Source organism: Protofrankia sp. CiP3 (assembly GCF_917627345.1).
In the GTDB taxonomy this organism is placed as follows: Bacteria; Actinomycetota; Actinomycetes; order Frankiales; family Frankiaceae; genus Protofrankia.
Genome location: NZ_CAKJTM010000118.1, coordinates 1 through 12,560, shown reverse-complemented (window position 1 = coordinate 12,560; position 12,560 = coordinate 1). Strand labels below are relative to the sequence as shown.

Genomic DNA, 12,560 nt, shown 5'->3' with positions numbered 1-12,560 from the left:
GACATTGACGGTTCCGCGCAGAAAGCTGGTCAGCCGGATGTCTACAAGTACTCCCTGAATCTGTTCAACCAGTTCCGGGACCCGGTTGTCTACGTTCCTGGTGACAATGAGTGGACGGACTGCGACCGGCCGTCCACGGCGGGGCCTACATTCGATTCGGTCGACCGGTTGAACTACCTGCGTCAGATCTTCTTCCCGGATGACCGGAGCCTGGGGCAGCGTACCCTCCGGCTGACGAGACAGAGCCCACAGTACCCGGAAAACGTGCGATGGACGCGTGGCCCGGTGACCTACGTCGGTGTCAACGTCCCCGGCAGCAACAACAACTACATACCCGACGGCGATGTCAAGGACGGCCCGCAGGCCGAGGCCAACGCGGAATATGCGGCGCGTAACGCCGCGAACCTGCGGTGGATCCGGGATTCCTTCGCGGCGGCGAAGGCGAGCGGCTCGAAGGCCATTATGATTACTTTGCAGGCCGATATGTTCGGTGACAGCCCCACCGCCCCGGGCGGCACGACCGTCGACCCAACAGACCACTTCGCCGACACCAAGGCCCTGCTCGCCCGGGCGGCCGTCGACTTCGGGAAGCCGGTTGTTCTTGTCAACGGCGACAGCCACTACTTCACCGTGGACAAGCCGCTGAGTGACGACGCGGGCAACGTCATCGAGAACTTCACCCGGGTGATGACCTTCGGCAGCTCACTCAACCACTGGGTCAGCGCGACGGTCGACCTGGCGGATCCGCAGATCTTCAGCTTTCACCAGCACATCGTCCCCGCGAATCTCCCCACCTACACGTTCAGCTCCTGAGGTAATCCCGTTGTGGTCCGGGGCGTCCGGGGGCGGTGGCCAGCCGCGGACCACGACGGGCCCGGGTGAATCCCACCCGCCGCGCTTGACAGTTCTCGCGTCATCGGCTTTGACTGATGCTTCTGCCTTATGTGTCGGTCAGCGTGCCGGGCTTGTCGGGAGGGAGCGGGATCGTGACCGTACTGAGCGCACCTGTCGTGTTCATCCATGGACTGTGGCTGCACTCGACGAGCTGGCGCAACTGGGCCGAGTTGTTCATGGCCGCCGGTTATGAGACGTTTACACCGGAATGGCCAGGTGCGGCAGCCACGGTCGAGGCGACTCGGGCGCACCCGGAAGCCCAGGCGGGCAAAGGGCTGGGCGAGATCATCAATCATCACGGCGAATTTCTGCGGACCCTTGACACCAAGCCGATCGTGATCGGTCATTCTTTCGGCGGTCTCATCGCGCAGAGCCTGCTTGGCCAGGATCTGGCCGCCGCCGCGATCGCGATCGATCCCGCGCAGATCCGGGGCGTGCTGCCACTGCCCGTCGCCCAGCTCAAGTCCACCTTCCCGGTCCTGCGGAATCCGCTGAATCTCACCAAGAGCTTCGTCCCGAACCGGAACGAGTTCAAGTACGGCTTCGGTAACGAGCTGAGCCGCCAGGAGTCGAACGAACTGTACGACATGTGGACGATCCCGTCCCCGGCTCGCCCCCTGTTTGAAACCGCGGCCGCGAACTTCGCGCCGCACTCCCCGGCCCGGGTCGACGTCAAGAACTCGGCCCGCGGCCCACTGCTCATCATTTCTGGCCGTCAGGACCACACGGTTCCTGACGCGGTCAGCCGCGCCGCGTTCAAGCGCTACCGGCACTCGAGCGCGGTGACTGAATTCAAGCAGTTCGATCGCGGTCATTCCCTGACTATCGATCACGGCTGGCGGGAGATAGCCCAGACCTCGCTCGACTGGCTTCGGTCCCAGCACGCTGTAAGCGCGTGAAGGGACTGCTCACGAGCCGTGCGGATGGGATCGGCGCAGCATCGTCCGCCCATGGAAGCCGTTGAGGCGGCGAGTGAGCCGGGCCGGTGCGGATGGGTTCGACGCGGTCGTCGTCGGTTCCGGCCCCAACGGGCTCACCGGCGCGGTGACGCTCGCCGAAGCCGGCTGGCGGGTGCTGGTCGTCGAGGCCGCGCCAACGGCTGGCGGCGGGCTGCGCACCGAGGAGCTGACCCTGCCGGGGTTCCGGCACGACGTGTGCGCCACCGTGTTGCCGCTGGCGCTGGCCTCACCCGCGCTGCGCGCGATGCCGCTGGCCGACGAGGGCCTGCGCTGGGCGCATCCAGTGGTGCCGTTCGCGCATCCGCTCGACAACGGGCCGGCGGCGCTCCTGCACCGCGACGTCGCGCGGACCGACGCGGGCCTTGGAGCCGGGTCGGGGTGGCGCCGGTTGCTCGCTCCGCTCGTCGCGGATGGCGACGGCCTTGCGGCAGATGTGCTTGCCCCGCTCGATCTGCCCCCCACGGCGCCGGTCACCCTGGCCCGGTTCGGTGCCCGCGGGCTGTGGCCGGCGACCATTCTCGCCCAGGCGGCGCTGCGCGGTGACCGCGGTCGCGCGCTGCTCGGCGGCTGCGCCGCCCATTCCATGCTCGACCTGCGCCAACCCGTCACCGGTGGGTATGGGCTGTTCCTCGCGTTGTTGGCCCATCACGTCGGGTGGCCGGTCGCGGTCGGTGGATCCCAGGCACTTGCGGACGCCCTGGTTGGACGGTTGCGCAGGCTCGGCGGGGAACTGGCCACCGCCACCCCGGTGCGCTCGCTCGCCGAGCTGCCACCGGCAGCGGCGGTGCTGCTCGACCTGACCCCACGACAGGTGCTCGAAGTCGCCGGCGACCGGCTGCCGGCCGGCTACCGCCGCGTGCTGGCGCGTTACCGGTACGGGCCGGGTGTGTTCAAGGTCGACTGGGCGCTGGACGGTCCGGTGCCGTGGCGGGACCCGGCCGTGGCTGGTGCCGCCACCGTGCATCTGGGAGGCACCCTCGCGGAGGTCGCCGCGGCCGAGCGGGCGGTGGCCCGCGGCGGGCATCCGTCCCGCCCGTTCGTGCTGTTCGTGCAGGCCTGCGTTGCGGATCCGTCGCGTGCCCCCGCCGGGCGGCATACGGCGTGGGCCTACTGCCATGTCCCGCTCGGCTCCACCGTCGACATGACCGATGAGATCGAGGCGCAGGTGGAGCGGTTCGCTCCCGGCTTCCGTGACCGGGTGCTGGCCCGGCACACGATGCCGCCGAGGGCGCTGGCGGCGCACAACGCCAACGAGATCGGTGGCGACATCGGCGGTGGCACCGCCGACCTGCGCCAGCTTCTCGCTCGTCCAGTCCTTTCGCCCCGGCCGTGGGCGACGCCGTTGCCCGGTGTGTACCTGTGCTCGGCCGCCACGCCGCCCGGAGCGGGTGCGCACGGGATGGCGGGCGCGCACGCCGCCCGGCTCGCGCTCCGCCGGGGCGCGCATTTCTGAGAGCCTGTTGTGAATCTTGGGTTCGGACAGCGAGCCGCGTCCAGCTGGTTCCCGGCAAGGCGGCAGGCCGAAGCGATACCGGATGAGTTGTATCGGTTTGGCCGACAACGAAGCCGGGGGCCGGCTGGGCGTGGCTCGCCCGGACAGAAGATTCACAACAGGCTCTGATGGGCTGCTGTCGATCCCGCCGGGGCGATATCGACCAGAAGGCGTGAAAAAGAATGCGCGATCATGGTTTTCCGCGCTGGCTGGCTCCGCCGGCCGTGCCGTCGGCTGACGATATGCCCCGGTGGCCTCCCGTATTGTTCCACCCGTGTTCTGTGAACATCAGAGAGTTTGCGATACTGGTTCGCGTGACGCCCCGCCAGCCCACCGACGACACCGTCAGTGGCACTCATGGTGTGCCCAGACAGCCGTTCGCACACCTGAGCGCGCCGAACGCGTCCTTCTACCGGGATGTGCTGATGACATTCACCCGGGCGAGGGACCGTTTCATCGTGCATATGCGGCCCGAGGATGTGGGCGCGGATCTGGGCCGGCCGGGGGATACCGAGCCCGTGGTCGCGGCATTGGAGAAACTGGTCGAGTGGGGAAACCTGCGGTCCGATCCGGATACCGGCCGGGTGACCACGGTGGAGGACTTCCATCGAGCCAGGTACCTGTACCAGCTGACTACCGCCGGGCAGGCCGCTGAGGAGGCCATCGCCGTATACGAGGAGGCGATCGGGCGCAGGGGGGTCCTCCAGTCGGTGGCGTTGGAGGATATCGCGGCCCAGCTGCGCGCGCTGGCCGAGCTGGTGACGGCCGACGAGGCCCAGCTCGACCCGGCGAAAGTGCACCTGTTGTTACTGGCCTTGGCCGAGCGCTTCACCGGGCTCGCCGACAACGCGCAGGCATTCATGGCGTCGCTGCGTCGGGTAATCGATTTCTCCGACGGCGACGTCGCCGCGTTCGTCGCGTACAAACAGCGGCTGATCGACTATATCAACAGGTTTATCGCCGACCTCGCCAACCGAGGCGCGGAGATCGCCACGCTGCTCGGCCAGATCGAGACGGCCGGGGTGGACCGGCTGTTGACGATCGCCGCCCGCCGGGAGGCCGCTGACGCCGTGCCGGGCCTGTCGGCGGGCCCGGGCGTCGCTGCCGGTGGGAATCCGGCGGATGCCACGAAAAACCCCGTGAGCCCCGTGCCCGCCGCGTCGGCGCCGACCGCCGCGGACACGTCCGCCGCCTACGATGCCGCGATCGCCCTAGCTGCCGACACCTGGCGGAACCGGTGGCGTGGCCTACGGGACTGGTTCCTGTCCACTGACTCGCGCCATCCGTCCCAGGCCCGGTTGCTGCGCGGTGCCGCCATCACCGCTATCACTCAGCTTATCGACACCGTTGCCGCGCTCAATGAGCGCCGTTCCGGGCGGTCGGACCGATCGGCGGATTTCCGGGCACTGGCCCGCTGGTTCGCCGAAGCGCCGGACGACGCGGCAACCCACCGGTTGTGGCGGGCCGCGTTCGGCCTCACCCCGGCCCGGCACCTGACGGTCACGCAGGAGACGGTGGCGGCCTGGGCGGAGCGGCAGCCCGCGCCGAGCACGCCGTGGCGGCAGGCGCCGCCGGTGCGCATTAGTCCGCAGCTGCGCAAAACCGGGTCCTACGAGCGGCGCGGGCAGCCCAACCGGGTCGCTGACCGCACCGAGCAGCGTCGTTTTCTCGCCGAGCAGGCGGCCCAGGAAGCCGAACAGGTCGCGGCGGCCCGGGACCGGCTGGCCACCCGGCGGCCGGTGCTGCTCTCCGAACTCGGCGTACTCGACCGGCAGGCGTTCCGCTTGTTTCTCGGCGTTCTCTCCGATGCGCTTTCGGCACGGTTGCCGGGTGACACAGAGGTGCACACCACCACCGGCGACGGGACCATGGAGATACGGCTGTCCCTTGTTCCCGGCGGCGGTCTCGTGCGGATCGAAACCGTCGACGGCGTACTGTGCGGCCCGCAGCATCTCGTCGAGATCATCGATGTGACCGCGGCGCGGCATCGGGTACGGACGGCGCTGTGACAACAGACCCCGTCGCCGAGGAGAGCACAGCGCAGCGACGCAGGGCACTGCGTACCCTGCTGGCCAAGCCGCTGCTGACCGCGGGTGCCGATGACGACGCGTTGCGCCTGGTCCGCCGGCACGCGTCCGAGCTGCGTGAATGGCTCGCCGCGGAGACCGGCTGGCGGCTGCTGGTGGATGCCGAGTCGGCGCGGCTGTTCAAGACGGCACCGGCTGACCACCGCCTGGATCCGGCGGGACAATGGGCGCGGCCTCCCGCCGGTGGAGGGTGGCCGATAGCTCTGGACGGCACCCATGCGGCCAGGGAGGGCCGGGGCAGAGCGCCGTTCGGGCGGCGCCGCTATGTGCTGCTCTGCCTCGCGCTGGCGGTGCTGGAGACCGCTGACACGCAGATCACCCTCGGCCGGCTGGCCGAGGGAACCATTGTCGCGGCCAGTGAACCGGAGCTGGCGGACGCCGGTGTCGCGTTCACCCTCACCCGCCGGGACGAACGCTCTGACCTGGTCGCGGTGGTCCGGCTGCTGCTTGGCCTCGGGGTGCTGGAACGGGTCGCCGGTGACGAGGACGCCTACCTGACCGACACCGGCGACGTGCTGTACGACGTGCGTCGCCGGATCCTGGCGTCGATGCTCACCGGCGTCCGTGGCCCGTCCACTATCGATGCCACCGACTTCGAACGGCGGCTGGCTGAGCTGACATACGAGCCGGTTGCGGACAGCGACGATCTGCGCAACCGGGCGTTGCGCCACCGGTTGACCCGCCGGCTGTTGGATGACCCGGTTGTCTACTACGACGAGCTCGCCGAGGATGAGCGTGCGTACCTGGTGAGTCAGCGTCACGCGATCACTCGGCGGATCGAGGAGGCGACCAGCCTGGTTGCCGAGATGCGTGCCGAGGGCATCGCGATGGTCGATCCCGATGACGAGCTGACGGACGTGCGCATGCCCGAGCAGCGCACCGACGGCCACGCCACGCTGCTGGTGGCCGAGTATCTCGCGGCCCGGCTGGAGCCGGCCGAGCCCGTACCGGTCAGCCGGCTGCGTGCCCACGTCAGGAAGATGGCGGTCGAGCACGCCGCCTACTGGCGGCGTGGTGTCACCGAGCCCGGGGCCGACGGGGCACTGCTCGCCGTGGCGCTGGACAAGCTGCGTGCGTTGCGGCTGGTCGCGGACGTGCCCGGGGAACCGCCGATGGTGATCGCCCGGCCCGCGATCGCGCGTTACGCGGTCGAAGCGCCGACGATACGCACCGGCCCGGCGAGCCGCCCCAGCCGGACCATCCACGGCGCTGCGCCCGCGGACCGCCGTCGGCGCAGTCGTGGATCGTTCACACCGCCGGAGGCTCCGGCCTCCGGATCATCGAGGAAAAAGGCGCCCCGCGCGTGAGTGCCGTGATCACAAAGCCCGTTCCGCTGCCGGTGCCGTGCCGGGAACGCTGGCAACCGCTGCGGGCCGGCCTGGTGGACCTCTTCTATTACGACGTCGAGGAGTTCCACTTCCACGACGGCAGGCTGCTGCTGCGCGGCAACAACGGCACCGGCAAGTCGAAGGTGCTCGCGTTGACGCTGCCGTTCCTGCTGGACGGTGAACTGGCCGCGCACCGGGTCGAGCCCGACGGCGACCGCAACAAGCGGATGGAGTGGAACCTGCTGCTCGGCGGCAGGCATCCGCATCCCGAGCGGCTGGGTTACAGCTGGCTGGAGTTCGGCCGGCTGCGGGCGGATGGCATCGCCGAGTACCGCACGATCGGTGCCGGCCTCAAGGCGGTGGCCGGCCGTGGCATCGCGCGGCACTGGTTCTTTGTCACCGGGCAGCGGATCGGCCCGGAGCTGTCCCTGATCGGCCCGACCCGGGTGGCGCTTGGCCGGGAGAAGCTCAAGGACGCCGTCGACGGCTCGGGCATGGTGTACGACACGGCGTCGGACTACCGCCGAGCCGTGGACGAGGCGCTGTTCGGGCTCGGCGGCCACCGGTACCAGGCGCTGGTCAATTTGTTGATCCAGCTGCGCCAGCCGCAGCTGTCCAAGAAGCCTGACGAGAAACTGCTCTCCCGCGCGCTCACCGAGGCCTTGCCGCCGCTGGACCCCGCGCTGGTGGCTACCGTGGCCGAGGCTTTCCGCGGGCTGGACGAGGAACGCGAGGCGCTGCGCGGCCTCGCCGAGGCCAGGACCGCGGCGGACGCCTTCCTGACCCACTACCGCCGGTACGCCGCCGTCGCGGCCAAGCGCCGCGCCGCGCCGCCGCGGCAGGCGAACAGCCGGTACGAGCAGCTTGGCCGGGATCTCGGCGAGGCCGATGCCGCCCACCGCGCTGCGACCGAGGCGCTTGCCGCCGCGCAGGAACTGCTGGCGGGGCTGGCCGATGCCACGGCCACGTTGACGGCACGGCGGACGGCGTTGCAGGACAGCCCGGAGATGCGGGACGCCGAGGCGCTGCGCTCCGCGGGCGAGGATGCCAGCCGGCTCGGCCGGTTCGCGGCGGATCGGGCAACCGAGAGCCGCTCCGCCGACGACATCGTCCGTCAGCGGGAAACCCAGCGCCGCGCCGCCCGAGCGACGGCCGATACGGATGCGACGGCCTTCGACGCCGTACAGGCCACGGCCGGGCAGGCCGCCGACGCCGCCGGGGTCACAGCCGGGCACACCGTGCTCCTGGCCGACCTGAAGGCTGATCAGCCGCCGTATCCGATCGCCTCCCGGGCGGGCGCCGCGCTTGTCGAGCGCCAGGGCAGCGCCGTGGCCCGTCTCGACGGGCTGCTGGCGGCGGCGGTGACCGCCGAGACCGCCCTGCGCGCGGCCCGTGCGGAGCTGGACCGGATCACCAGCGAGCAACAGGCCGCGGCGGAACGGATTTCCGCGGCTGAGGGGCTGACCGCGGCGCGGGGCGCCGAGCTCGTCGCGGCGTGCGCACGCTACCTCGCCGGCACGGCGCACCTGCGGGTCGCTGACCCCGACAGGCTGCTCGCCCGCATGGAAGCGTGGGTGGGCACCCTCGACGGCCCGAATCCGGTGGCGGCGGCCGTCGACGAGGCTGCCCGAGCGGCCACCTCCGAGCTTGCTCGCCGGCAGGCCGACATCGACACCGAACGCGCGGCGGCCGACCAGGAGCGTGACCGGCTCGACTGCGAGATCGCACGGCTGGAAGCCGGTGGTCACGACGCTCCACCGGTGCCTTACACCCGTGATCGCAAGACCCGTGACGGCCGGGCCGGCGCCCCGCTGTGGAAGGCCATCGACTTCGTCGACGGCGTGTCCGACGAGCATCGGGCGGGTATCGAGGCCGCGTTGGAGGCGGCCGGGATCCTCGACGCGTGGATCGCTCCGGATGGTCGGCTGCGCGATGCCCGGACCGATGACGTCCTGCTCTCCCCAGGCCAGCTGGCGCCGGCCGGCGGCCTCACCGCGGTGCTCGTCCCGGCGATCGACCGTGCCGGCCCGTCCGCGGCCCCGCTTACCGACGCCACGGTCACCGCCCTGCTCGCGACGATCGCTTTGGGTGAGCCTGCCGGGTCACCTGATGCCAGTTCTGATGACGGTTCTGGGGCGTTGGCCGACGATTGCGGGACGTGGGTGGCCGTCGACGGCCGTTTCGGCAACGGGGTGCTGACCGGCTCCTGGCGCAAAGAGTCCGCCGGCTACATCGGTGAGGGCGCCCGTGAGGCGGCCCGGCGGGTCCGGTTGGGCGCGCTGCGGGCGGAGCTCGCTCGGATCGAGCGGCGGCTGCGCGAGCTCGCGGCGACCGCGGCCGACCTGAGTGGGCGCCAACGCGCACTGGCGGCCGAGCACCGGGCCCAGCCAGCCGACAGCGGGCTGCGCGAGGCCCACATCAAACTCGCCGCCGAGCACGAGGTCAGGCAACGCGTCGACGCGCGCCACGACGAGGCGGCCACGATCGTGACCGGCCGGGCGACCCAGGCGCACGCGGCGCGGGCCACCGCCCGTGAGTTCGCCGCCGACGTCGGCCTGCCCGCGGACGTCGGCGCGCTCGATGCCGTCCGGGCGGCGGTGGGCGACTACCGGGTGGCCCTGGCCGGGCTGTGGCCGGCGGCCCAGGCGTTGGACCGGGCACGCCGTGCCGCCGCCGACGCCGAGCGCGAGCTCGAGCTCGCGGTACGACGCGGTGCGCAGGCCCGCGAGGCGTCGGAGCTGGCCCGCGCCCAGGCCGATGCCGCGGCCGAACGTCACCGTGTCCTGGTCGAGACGGCGGGCGCTGGCGTCGAGGAGCTGTACCGTAAGCTCGACGCGGTCGCGGCCGAACTGGCTCGGTGCGAGAAGGACGAACAGGCGGCCCGTCGCGCGGAACGCGACGCGATCAACGGGCGCGGCCGGGCCGAGGGCCGGCGGGAAAGCCTCCAGGAAACCATCATCGCCGCCGCCGCCGAACGCGATCAGGCAATCGCCGAGCTACGCGCCTTCGCCGCCACCGGCCTGCTGGACATCGCCGTGCCCGACCTGGAGATTCCGGACCCGGCCGAGCCGTGGGCACCGACGCCGGCTGTCATGCTCGCGCGCGCCGTCAACGCGGCCCTCGACGGGGTCGACGACGCCGAGCGCCGGTGGGAGCTGGTGCAGCAGCGGGTCTCGGCCGAACACAAGGTGCTCACCGACGCGTTGTCCCGTCACGGCCATTCGGTCGGCATGAGCGTGCGGCACGGCATCATCGTGGTGGACGTGTTGTTCCAGGGCCGTAAGCAGGACGTCCCGACCCTGGTCGCCGCGTTGGCGACGGAGACCGAACAGCGGGCGACACTGCTGTCCGCGAAGGAACGCGAGATCCTGGAGAACCATCTCGTCAATGAGGTGGCGGGTACTCTCCAGGAACTGATTACCGGTGCTGAGGAGCAGGTCAAAGCGATCAACAGTGACCTGGCGGAGCGCCCCACATCGACCGGGATGCGGCTGCGGCTGCAGTGGCGGGTGGCCCGCGGCGCTCCCGACGGGCTCGACCGGGTTCGTGACCGGCTGCTGCGCCAGACCGCCGACGCCTGGAGCACGGCGGACCGGTCCGCCGTGGGAGCCTTCCTCCAGGAGGAGATCAACCGGGAGCATGCCGCTGACATCTCCGGTGGCTGGGCCGAACAGCTGACCCGTGCGCTGGACTACCGGGCATGGCACGAGTTCGCCATCCAGCGCTACCAGGACGGCCAGTGGCGGGCGGCCACCGGGCCGGCGTCCGGTGGTGAGCGGGTGCTTGCCGCGTCAGTACCCCTGTTCGCCGCCGCGTCGTCCTTCTACACCTCCTCGGGTAATCCGAGCGCCCCCCGCCTGGTCGCTCTCGATGAGGCGTTCGCCGGGGTGGACGACGACTCGCGGGCCAAATGCCTCGGTCTGCTCGCCGCGTTCGACCTGGATGTGGTGATGACCAGCGAACGCGAGTGGGGCTGCTACCCGCAGGTCCCGGGCCTGGCGATCGCGCAGCTCGCCCGCCGCGACGGCATCGACGCCGTGCTCGTCACGCCATGGCGGTGGGACGGGCACGAGCGGGTACAGGTCGAACGGCCGGTGCCGTACGTTCCCGAGCCGGTGCCGAGCCCGACAGCGACGCCGACGCCGGGAGCCGACCAGGCCGATGGGCTGCCGTTCGATTGAGTGAGGCACGGATGGACCGGCCCGGGGATGTCGGGCGGCTGCGGCGGCTGCTCGGCGGTGAACACACCGCGTGGTTGCTGGACCGCGTGCGGCGCCGGATGGAGTTCGGCAGGCCGTTGGCTGGAACGGTCACCCTCACCAATGCCAGCCAGGATCAGCGACGGGCGGTCGAACGGCTGTTGGGCCGGCGGGCCGGGGCGGGGCTGTCGCTGACGGTGTCGCTCGATGAGATCGACACGATGCTGCGGACCAGCGGCGCCGCGCCTGACGGGCTGGCCGCGGCCGTGCGGCTCCTCATCGGCGAGGTCGATGACCGAGTGGAGCAGGCCGCGGCGGAGACGGCTGCGTGGGCGGTGGCGCACGCGCCGCTGGACGCGCTCGTGGCCCGCCGTCCCGAGCTTGCCGCCTGGCGGGCGTGGCTGGATGCCACCGGTATGTTGCGCCGGCTTGCCGCGAGCCCCGACGCGGCGGCGGTGCTCGTCGCCGAGCTGTTGCGGGTGCTCGACGCGCTGCCCTCGACCGGCGTGGCATTGGGCCGGCTGGCTGCGGCGAGCACGGGGGACGCGCATGCCCTGGACGACACCCGGCCGCTGGCGACGCTGTCACTGGCGGCGGCCAGGGTGCTGCGCGCGGCGCCACCCGTCGGTGACGGCTCCGCCGCGGAGCGCCGTGCCAGCTGGGCCGCGGTCGGTGTCCACCGGGACGAGCTGTCCTCCTCGGTACTCTGTCTCGGCCTGCCGGGCGGCGTGGCCGGCGTGACCGGCCGCATCCTGGCGTTGGCCCGGGAGGCGGGGGAGCCGTGCCTGCTGACCTTGCGTCAACTCGGCCGGGAGCGGACGGACCTCGGCGTCGGAGCGGGGCCGGTGTGGATGTGCGAGAACCCGATCGTGCTTGCCAGCGCCGCCGATGAGCTGGGGCACGGCGCCCCGCCGCTGGTATGTGTGAACGGGCAGCCGTCGGCCGCGGTCGTCCGCCTGCTCGAGCTGCTCGCGGCCGGGGGCGCCCGGTTCGTCTACCACGGTGACTTCGACTGGGGTGGGGTCCGTATCGGCAACGGCCTACGCGAGCGCATCCCGTGGCAGCCGTGGCGCTTCGACGTGCTGGCCTATCAGGATGCGCTGGCCCGTGTCACCGGCGGTGAGCTAACGGGGCGTCCGGTCGAGGCGATGTGGGACCCGGATCTGCGGCCGGCGCTGGAGCGGCATGCCGTCCGGGTGGATGAGGAGCTCGTGCTGGCCGATCTGATCGGTGATCTCGCTGCCGCCGCCGCGGGCAGTGGTCGGTAGCGCGGGTGACGTCAGGCACTCCATCGACATCGGGCACTACCACGCTCGCGGGAACGATGCGCGGCGAAGCCACCCAGGTGAGACCCCCGCATCGTAAGCTCCATCCCAAGACTCCGACGCGGGGGTCTCGTCATCTCACGGGACAGCGAAGGCGCATAGTTCAATTCCAGACCGTGCCTTCCGCGCGGGCTCTCGCCCATCCCGCCGGCCGGTGACGCGCCAGCACCGCCACGATGGCCGTTCCCGAGGCCGGCGACGGTGGCGTGCGTGGACGGACGGCCCGTCAGCGAGACCCGGCCTAAGAGCGCCCGGGGATAGGGCGTTCGATCAGTG

At 71.2% G+C, this 12,560-nt stretch carries 7 protein-coding genes; all 7 read left to right on the top strand.

Going from position 1 to position 12,560, the window contains the following annotated elements:
* Positions 1-813 (top strand): hypothetical protein (locus MJ797_RS23355; RefSeq protein WP_239341254.1); only part of this gene is annotated, 813 nt, incomplete at its 5' end.
* Positions 814-986: 173 nt separating this feature from the next.
* The gene (locus MJ797_RS23350) at positions 987-1,793 is read left to right on the top strand and encodes an alpha/beta hydrolase (RefSeq protein WP_239341252.1); all 807 of its coding nucleotides are present in this window, start codon (positions 987-989) and stop codon (positions 1,791-1,793) included.
* A 73-nt stretch (positions 1,794-1,866) separates the two neighbouring features.
* Complete coding sequence (locus tag MJ797_RS23345) at positions 1,867-3,306, top strand: NAD(P)/FAD-dependent oxidoreductase (protein WP_239341250.1); 1,440 nt, start codon at positions 1,867-1,869, stop codon at positions 3,304-3,306.
* 281 nt (positions 3,307-3,587) lie between these two features.
* Positions 3,588-5,354, top strand: coding sequence for a TIGR02677 family protein (locus MJ797_RS23340; RefSeq protein WP_374582842.1), 1,767 nt, complete (start codon positions 3,588-3,590; stop codon positions 5,352-5,354).
* Positions 5,351-6,739: a TIGR02678 family protein gene (locus tag MJ797_RS23335; RefSeq protein ID WP_239341246.1), complete on the top strand. Its 1,389-nt coding sequence runs from the start codon at positions 5,351-5,353 to the stop codon at positions 6,737-6,739. The genes MJ797_RS23340 and MJ797_RS23335 overlap by 4 nt, the downstream gene beginning before the upstream one ends.
* Positions 6,736-10,941, top strand: coding sequence for a TIGR02680 family protein (locus MJ797_RS23330; RefSeq protein WP_374582840.1), 4,206 nt, complete (start codon positions 6,736-6,738; stop codon positions 10,939-10,941). The genes MJ797_RS23335 and MJ797_RS23330 overlap by 4 nt, the downstream gene beginning before the upstream one ends.
* Before the next feature lie 11 nt (positions 10,942-10,952).
* Positions 10,953-12,227 (top strand): TIGR02679 family protein, encoded by a 1,275-nt coding sequence (locus MJ797_RS23325; RefSeq protein WP_239341242.1) that lies wholly within the window; start codon positions 10,953-10,955, stop codon positions 12,225-12,227.
* The last annotated feature ends 333 nt before the right edge of the window (positions 12,228-12,560 follow it).